Raw genomic sequence first — 23598 nt, 5'->3', positions numbered from 1 at the left:
TTTCCGGAACCCTGTCATGAAGCTCGTCATTGGAGACAAGAACTACTCGTCGTGGTCGATGCGTCCGTGGCTGCTGCTCACGCATTTCGGCATCCCGTTCGACGAGATCGTGGTCGAGCTGCGCCGCGACGACACGGCCGCGCGCATCCGCGAATACTCGCCGACCGGCAAGGTGCCGTGCCTCGTCGACGATCACGGCCTGGCGATCTGGGATTCGCTCGCGATCGCCGAGACGCTCGCCGAGCGCTATCCGCAATTCCCGATGTGGCCGGCCGACCCGCTCGAACGGGCGCATGCGCGCTGCGTGTCCGCCGAGATGCACTCGGGCTTCGCGGCGCTGCGCACGCAGATGGGCATGAGCATCCGCGCGTCGATGCCGGGGCGCGGCGCGACGCCCGAGGCGCTCGCCGACGTCGCGCGCATCGACGCACTGTGGAGCGAATGCATCGCGGCATCGGGCGGGCCGTTCCTGTTCGGCGAATTCGGGATCGCCGATGCGATGTACGCGCCCGTCGTGATGCGCTTCAACACGTATGCGCCGGCGCTGTCGCCGGAGGCGGCCGGCTATGCGGCGCGCGTGACGGCGCTGCCGGCGGTGCAGCAGTGGATCGATGGCGCGCGCCGCGAAACCAACGTGATCGCCGAGTACGAGCCGCAACCATGAACATCTACGCAGTAGGCGGAGCGATCCGCGACGAATTGCTCGGCGTGCCGGTGCAGGACCGCGACTACGTGGTGGTCGGCGCGACGCCCGAGCAGATGACCGCGCAGGGCTTCCGGCCGGTCGGCAAGGATTTCCCCGTGTTCCTGCATCCGCAGACGCAGGAGGAATACGCGCTGGCGCGCACCGAGCGCAAGACGGCGGCCGGCTATCACGGCTTCCAGTTCCATTACGCGCCGGACGTGACGCTCGACGAGGATCTCGCGCGGCGCGACCTGACGATCAACGCGATGGCGCGCGAGGTGAGCCCGGAAGGCACGCTGGTCGGCCCCGTGATCGATCCGTACGGCGGGCAGGCCGACCTGCGCGCGCGCGTGTTCCGGCACGTGAGCGATGCATTCGTCGAGGATCCGGTGCGGATCCTGCGGATCGCGCGCTTCGCCGCGCGCTTCGCGGATTTCACGGTCGCGGACGACACGCAGGCATTGATGCGGCGGATGGTCGACGCGGGCGAGGTCGATGCGCTCGTGCCCGAACGCGTGTGGCAGGAAATCGCGCGCGGGCTGATGGAGGCGAAGCCGTCGCGGATGTTCGCGGTGCTGCGCGACTGCGGCGCGCTCGCGCGCATCCTGCCCGAGGTAGACGCGCTGTGGGGCGTGCCGCAGCGCGCCGATTACCACCCGGAAGTCGATACCGGCGTGCACGTGATGATGGTGGTCGACTACGCGGCGAAGCAGGGCTATTCGTTGGCCGTGCGCTTCGCGGCGCTCACGCACGATCTCGGCAAGGGCACGACGCCGGCCGACGTGCTGCCGCGCCACGTCGGCCACGAAAGCCGCAGCGTCGAGCTGCTCAAGCCGTTGTGCGAGCGGCTGCGCGTGCCGAACGAATGCCGCGATCTCGCGCTGGTGGTGGCGCGCGAGCACGGCAACCTGCATCGCGTGATGGAGATGGGCGCGGCCGCGCTGGTGCGGCTCTTCGAGCGCAGCGACGCGCTGCGCAAGCCGGCGCGCTTCGCCGAGCTGCTGCAGGCGTGCGAATCGGATGCGCGCGGCCGGCTCGGGCTCGACGCGCAGCCGTATCCGCAGGCCGAGCGGCTGCGCGTCGCGCTCGCGGCGGCGCGCGGCGTCGATGCCGGCGCGATCGCGCGCGGCATCGGCAGCGACACGGAGAAGATCAAGGAAGCCGTGCATCGCGCGCGGATCCAGGCCGTCGCGCAGGCGCTCGCGATCGGCGACTAGGCGCGCAACGGGGCGCGCGGCGTGCGTGCCCGTCGGTCGTTACGGCTTTTTCCTGCGTGCCGGGGTCGCGGCCGCCGGGCGTTTGCCGGTGGCCGCGCGCGGCTTCGCCGGCCCCTTCCTTTCGGCGGCGCCGGCCTTGGACGGCCGGGCGACGGCGGCGCGGTCAGGCTGTCCGGGCGCCCGCGCGCGGCGGCTCACGCGCGGCTCGCGAGAGGCGGGCCGCCCGATATCCGTCGGCGCGGACACGGTGTCCGCACGGCTGTCGTCGAACAGCGGCAGCGTGCTGACGGTGATCAGCTCGGCCGGCCCGTCGCCGATATTGGCCACGCGATGCCGCTTGCGCGCATCGAAGTGCAGCGAGTCGCCGGGCGTCAGCGGGTAATGCTTCTTGCCGACCGTGTAGCAGACGCGGCCGGCCAGCACGTACACGAATTCGTCGCCGCCGTGCGCGACCCATTCCGAACGGTAGCCCTCCATCATCTGCACCTTCAGCGCGTTGATCTGGCTGCCGTCGAACGTGGTGGACAGCCGCTCGTACCACTGCGACGCGGCGTCGAGCGCGTACGGCTTGCGGCTGCCCTCGTGCGAATCGGGCTGCGCCTGGCGCGGCTGCTCGATCAGCGTGCCGAGCGGCACGCCCAGCGCCTTCGCGACGTTCACGAGCGACGACAGCGAGATACCCGTCAGATGGCGCTCGACCTGCGACAGGAACCCGACCGACAGATTCGCTTCGGTCGCCACTTCCAGCAGCGTCTTCTTCGCTTCCCGGCGCAGGCGGCGAATGCGCTGGCCGATACGCATGAGGTCTGAATCCATGAATCTCTTTCGTGGCAACGAGTCGGGGCGCGTGCGAACGGCCGGTGCGGCCGCCGGGGAGGCGAGGCCGGCGCATTGTACCGCGCGGCGTCGCCGGGGCGAATTGGCGTTGTGCCGGAATCCGCGGGCCGCACGCCGATTTTAGTCCTACGAAAATCTTGGCTTGACCTCGATTTCGACCTGCTCTAGATTCTGTCGCGCATCAAACAAAGTTAAGTGAGACAAAAATTTTACCGAAGGCCTGCCGCCCGACCGGCGGCGCGGGTCGCGCGACGTGCCGTGCGCGACCCGCGCCGCGTCGACGTGTCGTGTCGGGCGCGCGCGATGCCGCGACACGCCGCCGGCCGCCGACAACAACGAATGACGGGCATCCGATGATCGATCGACTGAAATACAGCTTCTCCGGCCTTCCCCCGTACGACGCGTGCGTCGCCGATACGCAGGCCGGCCTGTCGCGCCTGCTCGATGCCGCGCGTCTCGACGCGGTGGTCGTCACGTCGCAGGACGAATACGTGACCGAATACCTGCCGCGCAGCAACAACCCGCGCTACGCGGTGTCCGGTTTCGACGGGTCGGCCGGCTGCGGGATCTTCCTGAGCGCGGCGACCGCGCAGGCGCTCGATCTGCCGCCGTTCGTGCTGTTCGTCGACGGCCGCTATCACTTCCAGGCCGACGAGCAGTGCGATCCGGCGCGCGTGCGCGTCGAGAAGCTCGGCATCGACGTGACGATCTGGCAGGCGATGGCCGACTGGCTGGTCGCGCACGCGAGCCGGCTCGCGCGGGTCGGCTACGACGCGCGGCGGATCAGCGTCGCGCAGCGCAACCGGCTGTTCGAGCACACGCAGGCCGCGTCGCTCGACTGGGTGGGCCTCGCCGATCGCGAGATCGACCGCGCGATCGCGCTGCCGGGCTGGAACGTCGAGCGGCCGATCGTCGAGATCCCGGCCGGGACGACCGGCCTGAGCGTCGCGCAGAACCTCGACGCGCTGAGCCGCCGGCTCGCCGCGCATACCGGCGCGGCCGACGGCAGGACGGCGTTCTTCACGTGCGCGTCGGACGATCTCGCGTATCTGCTGAACAGCCGCGGCTATCACATCCCGAACGTGTCGTCGCACCTCGGCTTCCTGTTCGCGATCGGCGCGCAGGTGGTGCTGTTCTTGCCGGAAGGCTGCGACCGCTGCGAGGTCGCGCTCGATTCGTATCCGGCGCTGCACGTGATCCGGCGCGACGTCGCGGCGCTCGAGCGCTTCCTCGCACGGTTCGCGGTCGAGCACGTGTGCTACGGCTTCGAATCGGTGAACTGCGCGCTCGTCGAATCGGTGAACCGCGTGTGGCCGCATGCGCGGCATGCCGATTTCAACCCGGTCGAGGCGATGCGGGCGAGCAAGACGCCGGCGGTGCTCGAGCGTTTTCGCGACGCGTTCGCGCGCAGCAGCGCGGCGATCGCCGAGACGATGCGCTGGGCGAAGACCGGCGAGCCGGGCGTGCGCCACACCGAGTACGACCTCGCGCGCAGGATCAACGACGCGTACGGCGCGCGCTCGGCGCTCGCGCTGACGTTTCCGTCGATCGCGGCGAACGGCGCGAACAGCGCGTTCGCGCATTACACGGCGGCGAGCGCCGACGTCGAGTTGACCGAAGGCGAGCTCGTGCTGCTCGACAGCGGCGCGTACTACGAAGCCGGCTTCGCGACGGACTGCACGCGCGTCGTGCTGCGCCGCACGCGGCCGGACACGGTCGCGCAGCCGTGGCAGCGCGAGATCTACACGGTCGCGCTGAAGGCCTGCATCAAGGGGCTCGTCGCGCGTTTTCCGGCCACCGCGACGGGCGGCGACGTCGATGCGCTGGTGCGGCAGGTGTGCCGCGACCATGGCTACGATTTCGGTCACGGCACCGGGCACGGCGTCGGGATTCACGTGCACGAGGGCGGCGTGCGGTTCGCGCCGGGCGCGACGTACGGGCTGGTGCCGAATGCGGTGATTTCGGTCGAGCCGGGCATCTACCTGCCGGGCAAGGGCGGCGTGCGGATCGAGAACATCGTGATCGTGCGGCCGGACGACGCGCAGCCGGGCACGGTGACGTTCGAGAACATCGTGACGGTCGGCTACGACTGGGACCTGATCGACCTCGATCTGCTGGACGACGCCGAGCGCGCGTACCTGCGCGACTACGAGCGGCTGTGCGTGGAACGCGGCACGCAGGTCACCGCGTGTCCGCTGTTGTAACGACGGGGAGGGTGGGGCGCGGCCGCCGGGCGGCCGCGCGGCGCCGGCAGGTCAGCGCGTGAGCGCCGACACGCGTCCGTCGGGGCCGTACACGCCGGCCGGCGCGGGCGCCGAGCGCAGCACCGCGAGCGCACGCTCGTTGTAGTCCATCCGGATCCGGATCAGCATCCCGTTGTTCGCGTTGGCCTGGCGCGCGCGTTCGGCGGCCTGTTGCAGCAGTTGCCAGCGGCTTGCGAGGCGCGCGTCGCGCTCGGCCGCCTGATCCATGCCTTTCTTGCCGGCGGGAAAGCCGAGCGCGCAAAGCTGCGTGTCGCGCGTGCGTTCGAGCTGCGCGAGCCGATCGATCAGCTCGCTTTTCTTCTCGACGATCCCGGGCAGCATCTCGAGCGGCTCGGCCGTCGTCAGCGCCTTTTCCTCGTAGACGAGCAGGGACGCGAACGCTTCGACCGTCGCGTGTTCGTCGTTGACCGTGGCCAGCAGCTCTTCTCTCATCGCATCATGCTCGTCGCGCCGGTGCGTGCGGGGCCGCGCGCGCCGGCAAACCGGGTGAACCGGCCACGAGGCCGGGATTAGCTGCCCTGCGGGCGCTGCTGTTGCAGCAGTTCGCGGGCGGTATTCAATACGCCGTCGGCAATCTTGTTCGCATCGATCGTCAGCGTGCCGTTGTTCAGCGCGTCCTTGATCGACTGGACCAGGCCCGTGTCGATATCGGCGTCGCCCGACGCGGATACCGAACGCAGCTGGCCGGACAGACCCGACAGGTTCACGGTCGTGTCGCCGCCGCTCGATCCTGCGTCGGCTGCCTGCGCGGACGACTGGGCCGTGCCGGACGGCGCACGGGCCGCGCCGTTGCCGGTCGGCGCGAGGGGGCTCGGTTTCGGAGTGGAATCGATCTTCACGATGGGTTTCCTGTACGGTTTGACCCAGATAACGGCCGGGTCGGCCCGAACTTTAGCACCGCGAGCCCGAAATGCTCCGAATAAACAATTCTTTACATTCTTGCGGCAGATCCGTCCCTACAGCGGAATTTCGACGGTGCCGGCGTCCTTGACGATCGCCGTGACGATCTGCCCGGCCGCCATCCGCACCCGCACCGACTGGCCGGGCGCCGCGTTCGCGAGCGCGCTGCCTTCGGCCGAGATCGTGAAACCGGGGCCGGCCGCGACGACCCGTACCGTCTGGCCGGCCGACACCGACGCCGCGCTCTTCAGCATGTCCTGCCGCAGCGGCAGCCCGGCCGAGATGCGCGCGAGCGCGGTCGCGCCGATCGCCTGCGCCGGATCGGTGATCACCGCGAGCGGCAGCACCGTCAGGTCGCCGTCGCGCGCGACCAGGTCGGCCGCGGAGAGCGGCTCGCCGGGCGCGATCTGGCGCGCGGCGACGTAATAGGTGGCCTGCACGGCGACCTTCGCCTGCAGGTAGACGGTCCACGGCCGCTCGCCCGCGCAGCGCACGCCGACGGTCGTGCGGCCCCACAGGCGCGCACCCGTCGGCAAAAACGGCTCGAGCGTCGTGCACGCGGCGAGCCCGCGCGGAAAGGCGGTCGCCACCGTCGCGGTGGTCTTGCCGGGCAAGCCGGCGATCTGCTGCTGCAGGAACGCCAGGGCCGCGCGCCGGATCGTTTCGGGGTCTTGCTGGCCGGGCGGCGTCGCGGGCTGGGCCGCGGCGGCGGCCGCAGCCGGGCTGGCGGAAGCCGTCGCCGTGCGCGGCGCCGCTGCGGCGCGGGCCGCGGCCAGACGGGCGGCGGCTGCCGGTTGCGGTGTCGGCCGCACGGGATTCGATACAGGCTCGGCCGTGCCGGCGGTCACCGTCGCGATGGCGGTGCGGTCCGACGCGCGCGGCGGCGCGCCGTAACCGGCGTTCGCGCGGGCGGCTGCGTAGACGGGAGCCGGTGCGGGAGCCGGTGCGGGAGCCGGCGGCGGGACGCTCGTCACGACCATCGGGGCGGCGGGTTGCGCCGCGTAGCCGGCGCCGGCCGCGCGCTCCGTCCTGAAAGCGTCGCCCGCATTGCCGCCGAACTGCGCGCCGCTCGCCGCATTGGCGTGCGCGAGCGCGGTTTCGGCCGTCTCGCCGCGCCCGGGAATCACGATCATCCCGTCGTCGGCATGCACGGCGGGCGCGGCGATCCACAGCGCCGCGGCGAGCGCGAACGCGCGCCGGACGTGCGTGAGCCGCCCGTTCCTGTCGCGAAGTGCGCCGCCCGTCATCGCCGTGTCCTCGATCCGTTGATCCGCTTCGCATTCTAGGGAGCGCGGGCGTCGCGCAAACGATGAATAGAGGGGGCCTTTGCCGCGTTATTCGTCCGATTGCCGGTTGCGGCCCACGCCTACCATCGCTGTCATGGAAAAAAGCCTCTCGGGTCGTCATCCGGCGCGAGGGGCGTGCAGCGCTTCATACGGAGAGACGCACACATGCTGGACAAACTCGATGCGGAATTCGCGTTCGGCCGACAGGCGCTCGACGTGCGCGCCTACCGGCAGGAACTGCTGTCGTCGAACATCGCGAACGCCGACACGCCCGGCTACCAGGCCCGCGACGTCGATTTCGCGTCGACGCTCGCGCGTTCGCTGAAGCAGGCGAGCGGCGGCCTCGCGCCGAGCAACGCCGCGCAATTGCCGATGGCGCAGCCGGCCGGCGTGACGAGCGGCATGTCGATGGTGTCGACGGCGCCGGGCCACATGGCCGGCACCGCGAAGCTGATCCCGACCGGCGGCCCGTCGGACGACTACGGCCGCGCGCAATACCGGATGCCGCTGCAGCCGTCGCTCGACGGCAACACGGTCGATCTCGACGTCGAGCGCGTGCAGTTCGCGAACAACGCGCTGCACTACGAAACCGGGATGACCGTGATGACCCAGCAGATCAAGGCGATGATCGCCGCGATCACGACGAACTCGTAAGCGGCGCTTCCGATCCCGCCCAGCACAAGGAGCCTCCATGCCTTCGTTGATGAACATCTTCGGCGTCGCCGGTTCGGCGCTGTCCGCGCAATCGCAGCGCCTGAACGTCACCGCGTCGAACCTCGCGAACGCCGACAGCGCGACCGGCCCCGACGGCAAGCCGTACAAGGCCAAGCAGGTCGTGTTCGCGACCGACCCGCTCGGCGGCGCGCGCACCGCGTCCGGCCAGGGCGTGGGCGGCGTGCGCGTGACCAAGGTGATGGACGACCCGTCGCCGATGAAATCGACCTACGACCCGGCGAACCCGGCCGCCGACGCGAACGGCTACGTGCAGATGCCGAACGTCGACCCGGTGCAGGAGATGGTGAACATGATCTCGGCGTCGCGCTCGTACCAGGCCAACGTCGAGACGCTGAACACCGCGAAGACGCTGATGCTCAAGACGCTGACGATCGGCTCGTAAGCCGCGCGCCGCCGACCCGACCCGATACCGACAGTTCCGACAGAAGGCCACCAGGATGACTTCCTCCAGCACGACGATCGGCAGCAACGGCACGAACGTGTCGACGTTGCCGACCGACACGATGAACACCAACAACGTGTCGTCGACCAACGGCACGTCGGCGAGCGACCTGCAGGCGACGTTCCTGAAGCTGCTCGTCACGCAGTTGCAGAACCAGGATCCGACGAGCCCCGTCGACAGCTCGCAGATGACGTCGCAGCTCGCGCAGATCAACACGGTGAGCGGCATCGCGCAACTGAACACCTCGCTCACGTCGCTGTCGACGCAGCTCGCGGCCGGCCAGCAGACGCAGGCCGCGCTGCTGATCGGCACCAACGTGCTCGCGCCGGGCAACAGCGTCGCGGTGAAGAGCGGCGCGGCGTCGTCGTTCGGCGTGTCGCTCGCGAGTTCGGTGTCGAACCTGACGATCACCGTGAAGAACGCGGCGGGCGCCGTCGTGAACACGATCAACGCGGGCGCGCAGTCGGCCGGCACCGTGCCGTTCAACTGGACGCCGACGGACGCGGCCGGCAACGCGCTGCCGGACGGCACGTATACGGTCAGCGCGTCGTACACCAACAGCGCCGGCACGCCGCAGGCGGCCACGACGCTCGCGGCCGCGCAGGTGCAGAGCGTGATCAAGCAGGCGGACGGCACCGCGGGGCTCGTGCTGTCGAACGGCACGACGGTGGGGCTCACCCAGGTTGCGTCGATCTTCCCGAACACGAAGTCGTCCTCGTCCGGCGACACCACCACCAACTGATCGAGCTGTCTCGTCACGGAGAACGAAATGGGTTATCAACAGGGTCTGAGCGGCCTCGCCGGCGCATCGAACGCGCTCGACGTGATCGGCAACAACATCGCGAACGCGAATACGGTCGGCTTCAAGTCGAGCACCGCGCAGTTCGCCGACATGTACGCGAACTCGGTCGCGACGTCGGTCAACACGCAGATCGGCATCGGCACGACGCTGAACGCGGTGCAGCAGAATTTCGGGCAGGGCACGATCAACACGACGAACTCGTCGCTCGACGTCGCGATCAACGGCAACGGCTTCTTCCAGATGTCGAACAACGGCGTGACGACGTACTCGCGCGACGGCACGTTCCAGCGCGACAAGAACGGCTACATCGTCGACGCGCAGGGCCGTAACCTGATGGGCTACGCGGCCAACGCGGGCGGCGTGATCAACACCGCGCAGACCGTGCCGCTGCAGGCGCCGACCACCAACATCGCGCCGACCGCGACGACCAAGATCGTCGGCCAGTTCAACCTGAACTCGCAGGACACGGTGCCGACCAAGACGCCGTTCGACCCGACCGACACCACGACGTACAACTATTCGACGTCGATCCAGGTGTACGACTCGCTCGGCGGCTCGCAGGCGGTCAACATGTACTTCGTGAAATCGGCGGCCGGCACGTGGGAAGCCTACGCGGGCCCGCAGGGCGGCACGACGACCGATCTCGGCAAGATCACGTTCAATTCGTCGGGCGCCATCCAGAGCACGACGTCGGCTTCGACCGGCCTGCCGACGACGAGCCTCGGCCAGTTCGCGTTCTCGATCCCGAACACGACGGGCGGCGCGAATCCGCAGAATCTCACGCTCGACCTGACCGGCACGACGCAGTACGGCGGCAAGGACGGCGTGAACAACCTCGCGCAGGACGGCTACGCGAGCGGCACGCTGACGACCTACACGATCGGCACCGACGGCAAGCTCACCGGCAACTACTCGAACGGCCAGACCGCCGTGCTCGGCCAGATCGCGCTCGCGAACTTCAACAACCCGAACGGGCTCGTGAACCTCGGCGGCAACCAGTATGCGGAATCCTCGGCGTCGGGCGTGCCGCAGATCTCCGCGCCGGGCAGCACGAACCACGGCACGCTGCAGGGCAGCGCGCTCGAGAACTCGAACGTCGACCTCACGTCGCAGCTCGTCAACCTGATCACCGCGCAGCGCAACTACCAGGCGAACGCGCAGACGATCAAGACGCAGCAGACCGTCGACCAGACGCTCATCAACCTGTAAGCGCGGATAACCGGCAGCCATGGACCGACTGATCTATACGGCGATGACGGGCGCGTCGCAGTCGCTCGACCAGCAGGCGGTGGTCGCGAACAACCTCGCGAACGCATCGACGACCGGCTTTCGCGCGCAACTCGCGACGTATCGCGCGGTGCCGATGAATTTCGGCGACGGCAGCAAGATCGACCCGACGACGACGCGTACCTACGTGCTCGCGTCGACGCCCGGCGCCGATTACGCGCCGGGTCCGATCACGCGGACCGGCAATCCGCTCGACGTCGCCGTGCAGGGGCCCGGCTGGCTGTCGGTGCAGACGGCCGACGGCGGCGAGGCGTACACGCGCGCCGGCAACCTGCACGTCGACGAGAACGGCCAGCTCGTCAACGCGAGCAACCTGCCGGTGATCGGCAACGGCGGCCCGATCTCGGTGCCGCCGAACGCGGAAGTGACGATCGGCAAGGACGGCACGGTGTCCGCATTGATGCCGGGCGACCCGCCCACCGCGGTCGCGATCGTCGACCAGATCAAGCTCGTCAATCCCGACCCGAGCACGCTCACGCGCGGCAATGACGGGTTGTTCCGCACCGCCGACGGCAACCCGGCCGACGCCGACCCGAACGTGGTCGTCACGCCGAATTCGCTCGAAGGCAGCAACGTGAACCCGGTGACCGCGATGGTCGCGATGATCGACAACGCACGGGCGTTCCAGCTGCAGTCGAAGCTGATCCAGACGGCCGACCAGAACGAGCAGACGGCGAACCAGCTGCTCAACTTCAGCTGAGCGCCCGCGCCAGCCCAAGCAGGAGAATCGACAAGTGAATCGTTCGCTCTACATCGCCGCGACCGGCATGAATGCGCAGCAGGCGCAGATGGACGTGATTTCGAACAACCTCGCGAACACCAGCACGAACGGCTTCAAGGCGTCACGCGCGGTGTTCGAGGATCTGCTGTACCAGACCATCCGCCAGCCCGGCGCGAACTCGACGCAGCAGACGGAACTGCCGTCGGGCCTGCAGCTCGGCACCGGCGTGCAGCAGGTCGCGACCGAGCGCCTGTACACGCAGGGCGGCCTCACGCAGACCGGCAATTCGAAGGACGTCGCGATCAACGGCGCGGGCTTCTTCCAGGTGCTGATGCCGGACGGCACCAACGCATACACGCGCGACGGCTCGTTCCAGACCAACGCGCAGGGCCAGCTCGTCACGTCGAGCGGCTACCAGGTGCTGCCGGCGATCACCGTGCCGCAGAACGCGCAGTCGCTGACGATCGGCAAGGACGGCGTCGTGTCGGTCACGCAGCCGGGCTCGAGCAACGCGGTGCAGATCGGCTCGCTGCAGATCGCGACCTTCATCAACCCGGCCGGCCTCGAGGCGAAGGGCGAGAACCTGTTCGCGGAAACGACGTCGTCGGGCGCGCCGAACGTGTCGCAGCCGGGGCTGAACGGCGCGGGCGTGCTCAACCAGGGCTACGTCGAGGCGTCCAACGTGAACGTCGTGCAGGAACTCGTCAACATGATCCAGACGCAGCGTGCCTACGAGATCAACAGCAAGGCCGTGACGACGTCCGACCAGATGCTGCAGACCGTCACGCAGATGAAGAGCTAACCGGAAGTCCCGTCGTCGCCATGAAGCAGGTTCGCCTCCCCCCGTCAGCCACCGTCCGCGCCGCGTGCGCGGTCGCGGTGGCGGCGCTCGCCGGTTGCGCGCAGATCCCGCGCGATCCGATCATCCAGCAGCCGATGACGGCGCAGCCGCCGGTGCCGATGTCGATGCAGGCGCCCGGCTCGATCTACAACCCCGGCTTCGCGGGGCGGCCGCTGTTCGAGGATCAGCGCCCGCGCAACGTCGGCGACATCCTGACGATCATGATCGCGGAGAACATCAACGCGACCAAGTCGTCGGGCGCGAACACGAACCGGCAGGGCAACACCGACTTCAACGTGCCGACGGCCGGCTTCCTCGGCGGGCTGTTCGCGAAGGCGAACCTGTCGGCGACCGGCGCGAACAAGTTCGCGGCCACCGGCGGCGCGAGCGCGGCGAACACGTTCAACGGCACGATCACGGTGACCGTCACCAGCGTGCTGCCGAACGGCAACCTCGTGGTCAGCGGCGAGAAGCAGATGCTGATCAACCAGGGCAACGAATTCGTGCGCTTCTCGGGGGTCGTCAACCCGAACACGATCTCGGGCGCGAACTCCGTCTATTCGACGCAGGTCGCCGACGCGAAGATCGAATACTCGTCGAAGGGCTACATCAACGAAGCCGAGACGATGGGCTGGCTGCAGCGCTTCTTCCTCAACATCGCGCCGTGGTGACGACGATGCAGACGACCCTGTCCAGCCGCCTGTCGGCCCGTGCGCGGGCCGCCGCGCGGCTCGTCGTCGCATTCGCGGCGGTGGCCGCCGCGTGCATGACGGGCGCCGCGCCCGCGCACGCCGAACGCCTGAAGGATCTCGCGCAGATCCAGGGCGTGCGCGACAACCCGCTGATCGGCTATGGCCTCGTCGTCGGCCTCGACGGCACGGGCGACCAGACGATGCAGACGCCGTTTACGACGCAGACGCTCGCGAACATGCTCGCGAACCTCGGCATCTCGATCAACAACGGGTCGGCCAACGGCGGCCCGTCGTCGCTGAACAACATGCAGTTGAAGAACGTCGCGGCCGTGATGGTGACGGCCACGCTGCCGCCGTTCGCGCGGCCCGGCGAGGCGCTCGACGTGACGGTATCGTCGCTCGGCAACGCGAAGAGCCTGCGCGGCGGCACGCTGCTGCTCACGCCGCTGAAGGGCGCGGACGGGCAGGTGTACGCGCTCGCGCAGGGCAACATGGCGGTCGGCGGCGCGGGCGCGAGCGCGAACGGCAGCCGCGTGCAGGTGAACCAGCTCGCGGCCGGGCGGATCGCCGGCGGCGCGATCGTCGAGCGTTCGGTGCCGAACGCGATCGCGCAGATGAACGGCGTGCTGCAACTGCAACTGAACGACATGGACTACGGCACCGCGCAGCGCATCGTGTCGGCGGTCAACTCGAGCTTCGGGCCGGGCACCGCGACGGCGCTCGACGGCCGCACGATCCAGCTCGCGGCGCCGGCCGATTCGGCGCAGCAGGTCGCGTTCATGGCGCGGCTGCAGAACCTCGACGTGAGCCCGGACAAGGCCGCGGCGAAGGTGATCCTGAACGCGCGCACCGGCTCGATCGTGATGAACCAGATGGTCACGCTGCAGAGCTGCGCGGTCGCGCACGGCAACCTGTCGGTGGTCGTCAACACGCAGCCGGTGGTGTCGCAGCCGGGGCCGTTCTCGAACGGGCAGACGGTGGTCGCGCAGCAGTCGCAGATCCAGCTGAAGCAGGACAACGGCGCGCTGAAGATGGTGACGGCCGGCGCGAACCTCGCCGACGTCGTGAAGGCGCTGAACACGCTCGGCGCGACGCCGGCGGACCTGATGTCGATCCTGCAGGCGATGAAGGCGGCCGGCGCGCTGCGCGCCGATCTGGAGATCATCTAAATGGCGGCGAACCTTCCCAACGCAAACGACCTCACGCAGCGCTTCGCGCTCGACGTGCAGGGTTTCGATGCGCTGCGCGCGCAGGCGAAGCAGTCGCCGCAGGCCGGCGCGAAGGCGGTCGCCGGCCAGTTCGACGCGATGTTCACGCAGATGATGCTCAAGAGCATGCGCGACGCGTCGCCCGACGGCGGGCTGTTCGATTCGCATACGTCGAAGATGTACACGTCGATGCTCGACCAGCAGCTCGCGCAGCAGATGTCGACGCGCGGGATCGGCGTCGCCGACGCGCTGATGAAGCAATTGCTGCGCAATGCGGGCGGCGACACGGCGGCCGACGTCGGGGCCGGTGGCATGGGCGGCATGGGCGCCGGCGGCCTCGGCACGGCCGGCAACGAAGGCAGCCTCGCCGCGATGAACGCGATGGCGAAGGCCTACGCGAACGCGGCGAACAACGGCGGGCTCGCCGGCGCGCGCGGCTATTCGGCCGGCAGCGCGCTGACGCCGCCGGTCAAGGGCGCGAGCGGCGTGCAGGACGCGGACGCGTTCGTCGACCGGCTCGCGGGGCCCGCGCAGGCGGCCAGCGCGACGACCGGCATCCCGGCGCGTTTCATCGTCGGCCAGGCCGCGCTCGAATCGGGCTGGGGCAAGCGCGAGATCCGCGCGGCGGACGGCTCGACCAGCTACAACGTGTTCGGCATCAAGGCGAACAAGGGCTGGACCGGCCGCACCGTGTCCGCGCTGACCACCGAATACGTGAACGGCACGCCGCGCCGCGTGGTCGCGAAGTTCCGTGCGTACGACTCGTACGAGCACGCGATGACCGATTACGCGAACCTGCTGAAGAACAACCCGCGCTATGCGGGCGTGCTGAGCGCGAGCCGCAGCGTCGAAGGCTTCGCGCACGGGATGCAGAAGGCCGGCTACGCCACCGACCCGAATTACGCGAAGAAGCTGATTTCGATCATGCAGCAGATCGGCTGACCGGCCCGCCCGTCATCGGTCCGCCCCCTTTTCTGGACCGCGCCCGGCGTCCCGCCGCGCGCGGTTTCAACGTTTGCGCGAAATAAATCGCCGTTTCGATCTAAACTTTCGGTCAGCACTGCCGCTAAGTGTGAGAGACCTGCGACCGGGCCCCCGTTCTGGCCCGGTTTTATCGCGCACCGGTTGCCCCGGGCGCCCATGACAAGAAAGACCGGCTAGCCATGAATATCGAAACGTCGACGGACCCCAGCCTGGATGCAGGCCACTCCGGGCCCGACTATGCCCGCCGCAATCCGCTGGAAATCGGCGTGCAGCTGCGCAACCTGGTGAATCGCGGCGATTTCCTGACCGTCCAGTACCCGGGCGGCCAGCTCGTCACGCGTCTGCTCGAGGTCGACGTCGGCGCGCGCACGTTCACGTTCGACTGGGGCGCGCTGTCCGAGCAGAACGCGGGCATCCTCGGCGCGTCGCACTGCACGTTCGCGGCCTCGCCGGAGGGCGTGCGCGTCGAATTCGCCACGGGTACGCCGCGCGAGACGCGCTACGAGGGGCTGCCCGCGTTCGTCGCCGATTTTCCCGACGTGCTCGTGTGCATCCAGCGCCGCGAATATTTCCGCGTCGATGCGCCGATCGTCGATCCGTTCCTGTGCCGCGGCAAGCTGCCGGACGGCGAAGGCTTCCTGTTCGAGGTGCACAACCTGTCGCTCGGTGGCGTGGGGCTGCGCACGGACGACGAGCGCGTCGAGGCGCTCGAGGTCGGCACGCTGCTGCCGGACGTCGAGCTCGAGCTGACGGGCCACGGCAAGCTGTCGCTCGACCTGCAGCTCGTGTCGCAGCGTTCGACGCAGATGCCGAACGGGTCGCGGCGCTACCAGCTCGGCTTTCGCTTCATGTCGCTGCCGGGCAGCGCGGAGAACACGCTGCAGCGGCTGATCACGCAGCTCGAAATGAAGCGCCGCTCGCTCGCGCGGGCCTGACGCGCCCCAGGGTGGCCGGCCCTCGCGGGGCCACCCCGCGCAGCGGCGCCGGCGCGCCCGCCGCCCGCTTCGGCCGGCGACGCACGCCCGTGCGCCGCGCGTGCATTTTTTCCTCAATTTTTTCGATCCGCGGCCGTTATACCGGGAGTCACGCAACCCGGCGGCCGCAGCGCGGCCGGCTCATCAGGATCGCGCATGTCCAACACACTCATGAACCTCGGCGTCAGCGGCCTGAATGCCGCGCTCTGGGGCCTCACGACGACCGGCCAGAACATCAGCAACGCCGCGACACCGGGCTATTCGGTCGAACGCCCCGTCTATGCCGAGGCAAGCGGGCAGTACACCAGCAGCGGCTACATGCCCCAGGGCGTGAACACCGTCACCGTGCAGCGGCAGTACAGCCAGTACCTGAGCGACCAGCTGAACGGCGCGCAGACGCAGGGCGGCGCGCTGTCGACGTGGTACTCGCTCGTCACGCAGCTGAACAACTACATCGGCAGCCCGACGGCCGGCATCTCGACCGCGATCACGAATTTCTTCACCGGCATGCAGAACGTCGCGAACAGCGCATCCGACTCGTCGGTGCGGCAGACCGCGATGAGCAACGCGCAGACGCTCGCGAACCAGATCACGGCGGCCGGCCAGCAGTACGACGCGCTGCGCCAGAGCGTGAACACGCAGCTCACGAGCACGGTCACGCAGATCAACGCGTACACCGCGCAGATCGCGCAGCTGAACCAGCAGATCGCGGCGGCGAGCAGCCAGGGCCAGCCGCCGAACCAGCTGATGGACCAGCGCGACCTCGCGGTGTCGAACCTGTCGAATCTCGCGGGCGTGCAGGTCGTGCGCAACAGCGACGGCTACAGCGTGTTCATGTCGGGCGGCACGCCGCTCGTCGTCGCGGACAAGAGCTACCAGCTCGCGACCGTCACGTCGCCGTCCGACCCGAGCGAGCTGACCGTCGTGTCGCAGGGCATCGCCGGCGCGAATCCGCAGGGGCCGAACCAGTTCCTGTCCGACGCGTCGCTGTCGGGCGGCACGCTCGGCGGCCTGCTCGCGTTCCGCAGCCAGACGCTCGACCCGGCCGAAGCGCAGCTCGGCGCGATCGCGACCAGCTTCGCCGCGCAGGTCAACGCGCAGAACGCGCTCGGCATCGACCTGTCGGGCAAGGTCGGCGGCAACCTGTTTTCGACCGGCGCGCCGATCACCTACGCGAACCAGGGCAATACCGGCAACGCGGTGCTGTCCGTGTCGTTCGCGAACGCGTCGCAGCCGACCACGAGTGACTACACGCTCGCGTACGACGGCACGAACTACACGCTGACCGATCGCGCGACCGGCACGGTGGTCGGCACGTCGACGTCGATGCCGGCATCGATCGGCGGGCTGAACTTCTCGTTCTCGTCCGGCACGATCAACCCCGGCGACCAGTTCACCGTGCAGCCGACGCGCGGCGCGCTGAACGGCTTCGGCCTCGCGACGTCGAACGGCGCCGCGATCGCGGCGGCCGCGCCGTACGTGCCGTCGGCCACGACGACGAATACGGGCAGCGGCACGATCGGCGGGCTGTCGGTCACGAGCGCGACGGCCGCGGCCAACCCGCACGACTACACGATCACGATGGGCGGCACCTCGGCCGCGCCGACCTACACGGTCACCGACAACACGGCCGTGCCGCCGACGACCAGCGCCGCGCAGCCGTACCAGTCCGGCTCGCCGATCACGCTGACGGCCGGCGTCACGGTCACGGTGTCGGGCACGCCGGCGGTGGGCGACACGTTCAAGGTCGCGCCGAACACGGGCGGCACCAACGACGGCAGCAACGCGCTCGCGCTGGCGAAGCTCGTCAACTCGAAGGCGTTCGGCAACGGCTCGACCACGCTGACGGGCGCGTACGCGAACTACGTGAACGGCATCGGCAACACGGCGAGCCAGCTGAAGTCGTCGAGCGCCGCGCAGACCGCGCTGGTCGGCCAGATCACGCAGGCGCAGCAGTCGGTGTCGGGCGTGAACCAGAACGAGGAAGCGGCCAACCTGATGCAGTACCAGCAGCTCTACCAGGCGAACGCGAAGGTGATCCAGACGGCGTCGACGCTGTTCCAGACCGTGCTCGGCCTGTTCAATTGATTTCGGGGATCGAAGCGATGCGGATTTCCACTGCGCAGTTCTACCAGATGAACGTCGCCCAGATGAGCGACCAGCAGGCGCAGCTCTCGCAGCTGTACCAGCAGATCTCGAGCGGCGTGAGCCTCGCGACGCCGGCCGACAACCCGCTCGGCGCGGCGCAGGCCGTGCAGCTGTCGATGACGTCGGCGACGCTGTCGCAGTACGCGTCGAACCAGAACGCCGCGCTGTCGTCGCTGCAGAAGGAGGACCAGACGCTCATCAGCGTCAACAACCTGCTCAACAGCATTCACACGGTCGTGATCCAGGCCGGCGACGGCTCGCTGTCGGACAGCGACCGCTCCGCGCTGTCGACGCAACTGCAGGGCTATCGCGACCAGTTGCTGACCCTCGCGAATTCGACCGACGGCTCGGGCAATTACCTGTTCGCGGGCTTTCAGTCGGCCACCGCGCCGTTCTCGAACGCGCCGGGCGGCGGTGTGACCTACAGCGGCGACACCGGATCGCGCCAGGTGCAGATCGCCGACACGCGCGCGATCGCGCAGGGCGACGACGGCGCGAGCGTGTTCCTGTCGGTGCCGATGCTCGGCAGCCAGCCGGTGCCGCTCGCGGGCGCCGGCAACACGGGCACGGGCACGATCGGCGCGGTGACGATCACGAGCCCGTCGGCCGCGACCAACGCGCACCAGTTCACGATCGCGTTCGGCGGCACGGCCGCCGCGCCGACCTACACGGTGACCGACAACACCGTCGTGCCGCCGACCACGACCGCCGCGCAGCCGTATTCGGCCGGCGCCGGGATCGCGCTCGGCAGCGGCCTGTCGGTGCCCGTGTCGGGCAAGCCGGCGCCGGGCGACACGTTCACGGTCACGCCCGCGCCGCAGGCCGGCACCGACGTGTTCGCCGCGCTCGACACGATGATCGCCGCGCTGAAGGTGCCGATCAGCAGCAACACGTCGGCCGCGACCGCGCTCGCGAACGCGATGACCACCGGCACGACGAAGCTGAACAACATGATGACGAACGTGCTCACCGTGCAGGCGTCGGTCGGCGGCCGCGAGCAGGAAATCAAGGCGATGCAGGCCGTGAACCAGACCAACACGCTGCAGGTCAGCAGCAACCTGGCCGACCTGACGAGCACCAACATGGTCGCGACGATCAGCCAGTTCCTGCAGATGCAGAACGCGCTGACCGGCTCGCAGAAGGCTTACGCGCAGTTGCAGAACCTGTCGCTGTTCCAGTACATCAATCCGTGATGCATGACGCGCCGGCCGCGATGTGAGCGCACGCTTGCTTCGCGCCCGGCACCGGGCGCCGCGCGTGCGTCATGCGCGGGCGACCCTTTCACCGGGCCGCGCGGTCGCGCACCGGTTTCCGCACGCGGCCGGCCACGCCCGCACCCCGGCTGTTCCGCCCTGGCGACGCCGCGTACCGCTTCGCTTGCCAGCCCCCATTCCGCTCCGTAAACTCGCGCCAGATTCCAGACCGGCGCATCCTTGGCAGCCGGCGACCGACGACCGACAGGAGCGCTTTCCCCATGTCCGATTCCTACTTCCCGCGCTGGCGGGTCCAGCCGACCGGCGCGAGCTCGCGCGTGGTCGGCCCCGACGAGCGCCTCGCGTGGCCGCAGATGGTCGCGATGGGCGTGCAGCACGTCGTCGCGATGTTCGGTTCGACCGTGCTCGCGCCGCTGCTGATGGGATTCGACCCGAACCTGTGCATCTTCATGTCGGGCATCGGCACGCTGCTGTTCTTCGTGCTGGTGGGCGGCCGCGTGCCGAGCTATCTCGGCTCGAGCTTCGCATTCATCGGCCTCGTGATCGCGGTGACGGGCTACGGCGGCAGCGGTCCGAACCCGAACATTCCGGTCGCGCTCGGCGGGATCGTCGCGTGCGGCGTCGTGTACGTCGCGCTCGGCGCGCTGGTGCAGGCGATCGGCACGCGCTGGATCGAAACGCTGATGCCGCCCGTCGTGACCGGCGCGGTGGTCGCGGTGATCGGGCTGAACCTCGCGCCGATCGCGGTCAAGGGCGTATCGGGCTCGACCTTCGACTCGGTGATGGCGCTCGTCACGGTGCTGTGCGTCGGCGGCGTCGCGGTGTTCGCGCGCGGGATGATGCAGCGCCTGCTGATCCTCGTCGGGCTCGTGATCGCGTACGCGATCTACGCGATCGCGACCAACGGGATGGGCCTCGGCAAGCCGATCGATTTCTCGATCGTCGCGCATGCCGCGTGGTTCGGCGTGCCGGGCTTCCGCGCGCCGGTGTTCGATCCGCACGCGATGCTGATGCTCGCGCCGATCGCGGTGATCCTGGTCGCGGAGAACCTCGGCCACATCAAGGCCGTCAGCGCGATGACGGGCACCAACCTCGACCGCTACGTCGGCCGGGCGTTCATCGGCGACGGGCTCGCGACGATCGTGTCGGGCAGCGTCGGCGGCACGGGCGTGACCACCTACGCGGAGAACATCGGCGTGATGGCCGTCACGCGGATCTATTCGACGCTGGTGTTCGCGATCGCCGCGCTGATCGCGATCGGCCTGGGCTTCTCGCCGAAGTTCGGCGCGGTGATCCAGACGATTCCGGGCCCCGTGCTCGGCGGCGTGTCGATCGTCGTGTTCGGGCTGATCGCGGTGACGGGCGCGCGGATCTGGGTCGTCAACAAGGTCGACTTCTCCGACAACCGCAACCTGATCGTCGCGGCCGTCACGCTCGTGCTCGGCGCCGGCGACTTCTCGCTGAAGATCGGCGGCTTCGGGCTCGGCGGGATCGGCACCGCGACGTTCGGCGCGATCATCCTGTACGCGATCCTGCGCAAGGAGAAGGAACCGGGGCCGGTGGTCTGATTCGAGCGCGGGCGGTGCCATGCCGCCCGTCGGCGCGCCTTCATGCCCCGGTATTCGACTGCCCCTGCAGCCACGCACAGAACTGCGCGACGAGCGGATCGTCGGCCGGCGCGCCCGGCGCGATCCACCAGTAGCTGCGCGTCGCGATGCGCGGGCCGGGCAGCGGCATCACGAGACGGCCGCTCGCCAGCTCGTCGTCGATCAGCGGCAGCGGGCCGAGCGCGACGCCGAGCCCGTCGACGGCCGCCTGCAGCGCCAGGTAGAAATGGTCGAACGACTGCCGCTTGCGCCCCTTCATCGTCACGCCGGCCGCCGCGAACCAGTCGCGCCAGCCTTCCGGCCGCGTATCCGAATGCAGCAGCACGTGCCGCGCGAGATCGTCCGCGCGCGCGATCGGCGCACGCTTGAGCAGCGCCGGGCTGCACACCGGGATCACGCTTTCGTCGAGGAAGTGGCCGCTCGTGCAGTTCGGCCAGTGGCCGGGGCCGCGGCGGATCGCGACGTCGAAGCCGTTCAGCGTGTCGAGCGGCGCGTTCGACGTCGACAGTTTCAGCTCGACGTTCGGCACGTCGCGCTGGAACCGCGACAGGCGCGGCAGCAGCCATTTCATCGCGAAGGTCGGCAGCGCGTTGATGCGCAGCACGCGCGCCGCGCCGGTATTGCGCAACTGCTCGGTCGCGTGCGCGATGCTGTCGAATGCCGCGCGCACGGTGTCCAGGTAGCGGCGGCCTTCGTCGGTGAGCTTCACGCGCTTGCCGTAGCGGTGGAACACCGGCTTGCCGAGCCAGGCCTCGAACCCGGCAATCTGCCGGCTGATGGCACCGTGAGTCACATGCAGTTCGTCGCCGGCGGCGCTGAAGCTTTCATGTCGTGCCGCGGCCTCAAAGGCCCGAAGCGCGGAAAAGGGTGGGAGATCGCGTGCCATGCTTGTGATTTTAGATCACAAGGGCGCGCCGATAAAATCGTTTTGCCGGCCGTTTGAACGGCGGTAACCTCGGGGGCATCGTTTGATGAGGAGCCCCATGCAATCCGTTTCTCCGCCGCCTGCCGCATCCCCGCGCCGGATCGGCCTCGCCGAGCTGTTCACCGGCTTCCTGTCGCTTGGCCTGATGTCGTTCGGCGGCGCATTGCCGTTCGCGCGGCGCACGATCGTCGACGAGCGCAAGTGGCTCTCCGCCGACGAATTCACCGATCTGCTCGGCCTCTGCCAGTTCCTGCCGGGCGGCAACGTGATCAACCTGTCGGTCGCCGTCGGCATGCGCTTTCGCGGCGTCGCGGGCGCGTTCGCCGGCATTCTCGGGCTGATCGCCGGCCCGACGCTCGTCGTCGTCGCGCTCGGCGTGCTGTACGCGAAGACGCAGAACGATCCGCGCGTGCAGCACCTGTTCGCGGGGCTCGCCGCGGCGGCGGCCGGCCTGCTCGTCGCGATGGCCGTGAAGGTCGCGAAGCCGCTGCTTCGGGCGCCGCGCACGGCCGCCGCGATCGCGGCGCTCGCGTTCGTCGCGATCGCGGTGGTGCGCATGCCGCTGCTGACCACGATGCTCGTGCTGACGCCCGTCAGCGTGTGGCTCGCGTCGCGCCGCCGCGACGCGGGCACGCCGCAGCCGGCGCCGGCGGCCGCGCGCAGTCCGCACGATTCGCACGGCTCGCGGCAGGAGCGCCGGCCATGAGCGACACGCTGATCGCCATCGCGACGATCTTCAGCCAGTTGTCGCTGCTCGCGTTCGGCGGCGGCAACACGATCCTGCCGGAGATGCAGCGGCAGGTCGTCGGCGTGCATCACTGGATGAGCGCGCACGAGTTCACCGCGCTGTTCGCGCTGGCCCAGGCGGCGCCGGGGCCGAACATGATGATCGTGTCGCTGGTGGGCTGGCACGTGGCCGGCTGGGCCGGGCTGCTGGTCGCGTCGCTCGCGAAGTTCGGGCCGTCGTCGATCGTCACCGTGCTCGCGCTGCATGCGTGGGAGCGCTTTCGCGACCGGCCGTGGCGCCGCTACGTGCAGCAGGGGATGATGCCGGTGACGGCCGGGCTCGTCGCGGCGAGCGCGGTGCTGATCGCCGAGGCGTCGAACCGCACCGCGATCCAGTGGGGCATCACGGCCGCATGCGCGGTGCTCGCGTGGCGCACGCGCATCCATCCGCTGTGGCTGCTCGCGGGCGGCGCGCTGATCGGGCTCACGGGCATCGGGCAGTGAGCGGCGGGTCGTGCCGCCCGCGGCTGGCCGCGGCGGCCGCGGGCTACGGCGATGCCGGCGGCTCGCCGTTCACGAAGCCGAGCAGCCGGCCGCGCTCGCTGCCGACGTCGTCCGCCGCGGCCGGCCAGTCGACCGCGAACCCCGCGTCGAGTGCGTCGCGCATGATCGTGCCGCCATCGGTCGTCGCGAGCCTGCCGCCGCGCAACGCGTCGGTCACCTCGCGCTTCAGCTTCGGCGTGAACGACGGATACGCGGCCACCAGCACCGCGGACTGGCGCGCATCGATCTCGCCCGATTCGCGGTCGAACGCCCGGACGGCCACCGGCACGATCGCGGCGGACGGGATGACCGTGTCGCGCAGGAAGCGCATCGCGAGTGTCATGCGACGGCCCGGTGAAGGCGAACGGGGCCGCGGCCGGCGTCGGTCGGCCCGGTATACTCGGCCGGTCTCGCGGCGGTGAAAATCGCGCGACCGCCACGTCCAGCCCGGCTGCGATGCGCGGCGCCCGCCCGTACCCCGACGGCGAACGTCATATTGACGCGCGGCAGGCGGCGAAGCCGGCCGCGCCGTGCCGGCGGCGCGCCACGCCTGCCTGCAC

At 69.5% G+C, this 23598-nt stretch carries 24 protein-coding genes; 18 read left to right on the top strand and 6 right to left on the bottom strand.

The annotated features are described in order from the left end of the window. Positions 1–16 precede the first annotated feature (16 nt). Positions 17–664 (top strand): glutathione S-transferase family protein, encoded by a 648-nt coding sequence (locus HWX62_RS16640; protein ID WP_175928074.1) that lies wholly within the window; start codon positions 17–19, stop codon positions 662–664. Further along, entirely contained in the window at positions 661–1902 is a 1242-nt protein-coding gene (locus HWX62_RS16635) for a multifunctional CCA addition/repair protein (protein WP_175928073.1), read from the top strand. Before HWX62_RS16640 ends, HWX62_RS16635 begins: the two co-directional genes overlap by 4 nt. A 39-nt stretch (positions 1903–1941) precedes the next feature. Here HWX62_RS16635 and HWX62_RS16630 read toward each other — a convergent pair whose 3' ends face one another. Next, positions 1942–2718 carry an XRE family transcriptional regulator gene (locus HWX62_RS16630; protein ID WP_175928072.1) on the bottom strand — a complete coding sequence of 259 codons (777 nt, stop codon included), beginning with the start codon at positions 2716–2718 and terminating at the stop codon, positions 1942–1944. 374 nt (positions 2719–3092) lie between these two features. On the opposite strand from HWX62_RS16630, the gene HWX62_RS16625 reads away from it, so the two are divergent. Further along, positions 3093–4943, top strand: a complete 1851-nt coding sequence (locus HWX62_RS16625) for a M24 family metallopeptidase (protein WP_175928071.1) — start codon at positions 3093–3095, stop codon at positions 4941–4943. A 51-nt stretch (positions 4944–4994) separates the two neighbouring features. Here HWX62_RS16625 and HWX62_RS16620 read toward each other — a convergent pair whose 3' ends face one another. The 3 genes from HWX62_RS16620 to flgA all read right to left on the bottom strand — a co-directional run bounded on the left by HWX62_RS16620 (position 4995) and on the right by flgA (position 7150). Continuing rightward, the gene (locus HWX62_RS16620; RefSeq protein ID WP_006483184.1) at positions 4995–5435 is read right to left on the bottom strand and encodes a flagellar protein FlgN; all 441 of its coding nucleotides are present in this window, start codon (positions 5433–5435) and stop codon (positions 4995–4997) included. Positions 5436–5512: 77 nt separating this feature from the next. Further along, positions 5513–5842, bottom strand: a complete 330-nt coding sequence (flgM, locus tag HWX62_RS16615; protein WP_011546419.1) for a flagellar biosynthesis anti-sigma factor FlgM — start codon at positions 5840–5842, stop codon at positions 5513–5515. Between the two features lie 117 nt (positions 5843–5959). Then, positions 5960–7150 carry a flagellar basal body P-ring formation chaperone FlgA gene (gene flgA / locus HWX62_RS16610; RefSeq protein WP_175928070.1) on the bottom strand — a complete coding sequence of 397 codons (1191 nt, stop codon included), beginning with the start codon at positions 7148–7150 and terminating at the stop codon, positions 5960–5962. A gap of 204 nt (positions 7151–7354) precedes the next feature. Between flgA and flgB the strand changes: the two genes are divergently transcribed. From flgB to HWX62_RS16545, 13 genes are all read left to right on the top strand, one after another. Further along, positions 7355–7843, top strand: coding sequence for a flagellar basal body rod protein FlgB (flgB, locus tag HWX62_RS16605; RefSeq protein WP_034208605.1), 489 nt, complete (start codon positions 7355–7357; stop codon positions 7841–7843). 37 nt (positions 7844–7880) lie between these two features. Next, the gene (gene flgC, locus HWX62_RS16600; RefSeq protein WP_006477560.1) at positions 7881–8306 is read left to right on the top strand and encodes a flagellar basal body rod protein FlgC; all 426 of its coding nucleotides are present in this window, start codon (positions 7881–7883) and stop codon (positions 8304–8306) included. A gap of 55 nt (positions 8307–8361) precedes the next feature. Then, positions 8362–9108, top strand: a complete 747-nt coding sequence (locus HWX62_RS16595) for a flagellar hook assembly protein FlgD (RefSeq protein WP_175928069.1) — start codon at positions 8362–8364, stop codon at positions 9106–9108. A 27-nt stretch (positions 9109–9135) separates the two neighbouring features. Next, positions 9136–10377 carry a flagellar hook protein FlgE gene (gene flgE, locus HWX62_RS16590; RefSeq protein ID WP_175928068.1) on the top strand — a complete coding sequence of 414 codons (1242 nt, stop codon included), beginning with the start codon at positions 9136–9138 and terminating at the stop codon, positions 10375–10377. A gap of 19 nt (positions 10378–10396) precedes the next feature. Continuing rightward, the gene (gene flgF, locus HWX62_RS16585) at positions 10397–11155 is read left to right on the top strand and encodes a flagellar basal-body rod protein FlgF (RefSeq protein ID WP_175928067.1); all 759 of its coding nucleotides are present in this window, start codon (positions 10397–10399) and stop codon (positions 11153–11155) included. 34 nt (positions 11156–11189) lie between these two features. After that, positions 11190–11978 carry a flagellar basal-body rod protein FlgG gene (gene flgG, locus HWX62_RS16580; RefSeq protein WP_006485706.1) on the top strand — a complete coding sequence of 263 codons (789 nt, stop codon included), beginning with the start codon at positions 11190–11192 and terminating at the stop codon, positions 11976–11978. 20 nt (positions 11979–11998) lie between these two features. Beyond that, positions 11999–12688, top strand: a complete 690-nt coding sequence (gene flgH, locus HWX62_RS16575) for a flagellar basal body L-ring protein FlgH (RefSeq protein WP_175928066.1) — start codon at positions 11999–12001, stop codon at positions 12686–12688. 5 nt (positions 12689–12693) lie between these two features. Continuing rightward, complete coding sequence (locus HWX62_RS16570; RefSeq protein ID WP_175928065.1) at positions 12694–13878, top strand: flagellar basal body P-ring protein FlgI; 1185 nt, start codon at positions 12694–12696, stop codon at positions 13876–13878. Beyond that, positions 13879–14859, top strand: coding sequence for a flagellar assembly peptidoglycan hydrolase FlgJ (gene flgJ / locus HWX62_RS16565; protein WP_175928064.1), 981 nt, complete (start codon positions 13879–13881; stop codon positions 14857–14859). A gap of 221 nt (positions 14860–15080) precedes the next feature. Beyond that, positions 15081–15836 (top strand): flagellar brake protein, encoded by a 756-nt coding sequence (locus HWX62_RS16560; RefSeq protein WP_175985181.1) that lies wholly within the window; start codon positions 15081–15083, stop codon positions 15834–15836. Positions 15837–16031: 195 nt separating this feature from the next. After that, complete coding sequence (gene flgK, locus HWX62_RS16555; RefSeq protein ID WP_175928062.1) at positions 16032–17963, top strand: flagellar hook-associated protein FlgK; 1932 nt, start codon at positions 16032–16034, stop codon at positions 17961–17963. A gap of 17 nt (positions 17964–17980) precedes the next feature. Next, on the top strand, positions 17981–19216 hold the full coding sequence (gene flgL / locus HWX62_RS16550; RefSeq protein ID WP_175928061.1) for a flagellar hook-associated protein FlgL: 1236 nt from the start codon (positions 17981–17983) through the stop codon (positions 19214–19216). Between the two features lie 281 nt (positions 19217–19497). Beyond that, complete coding sequence (locus tag HWX62_RS16545) at positions 19498–20805, top strand: solute carrier family 23 protein (RefSeq protein WP_175928060.1); 1308 nt, start codon at positions 19498–19500, stop codon at positions 20803–20805. Between the two features lie 40 nt (positions 20806–20845). Here HWX62_RS16545 and HWX62_RS16540 read toward each other — a convergent pair whose 3' ends face one another. Further along, positions 20846–21730 carry a transcriptional regulator GcvA gene (locus HWX62_RS16540; RefSeq protein WP_175928059.1) on the bottom strand — a complete coding sequence of 295 codons (885 nt, stop codon included), beginning with the start codon at positions 21728–21730 and terminating at the stop codon, positions 20846–20848. Positions 21731–21827: 97 nt separating this feature from the next. Between HWX62_RS16540 and HWX62_RS16535 the strand changes: the two genes are divergently transcribed. Beyond that, the gene (locus tag HWX62_RS16535; protein WP_175928058.1) at positions 21828–22475 is read left to right on the top strand and encodes a chromate transporter; all 648 of its coding nucleotides are present in this window, start codon (positions 21828–21830) and stop codon (positions 22473–22475) included. After that, the gene (locus HWX62_RS16530; protein ID WP_175928057.1) at positions 22472–22999 is read left to right on the top strand and encodes a chromate transporter; all 528 of its coding nucleotides are present in this window, start codon (positions 22472–22474) and stop codon (positions 22997–22999) included. The genes HWX62_RS16535 and HWX62_RS16530 overlap by 4 nt, the downstream gene beginning before the upstream one ends. A 43-nt stretch (positions 23000–23042) precedes the next feature. On the opposite strand, the gene HWX62_RS16525 is transcribed toward HWX62_RS16530, so the two are convergent. Further along, entirely contained in the window at positions 23043–23381 is a 339-nt protein-coding gene (locus tag HWX62_RS16525; protein ID WP_175928056.1) for a hypothetical protein, read from the bottom strand. Positions 23382–23598 lie beyond the last annotated feature (217 nt).

This window comes from Burkholderia sp. BCC0506, from assembly GCF_902833145.1.
Classification (GTDB): domain Bacteria; phylum Pseudomonadota; class Gammaproteobacteria; order Burkholderiales; family Burkholderiaceae; genus Burkholderia.
This window is presented reverse-complemented; position numbering and strand designations above follow the sequence as displayed.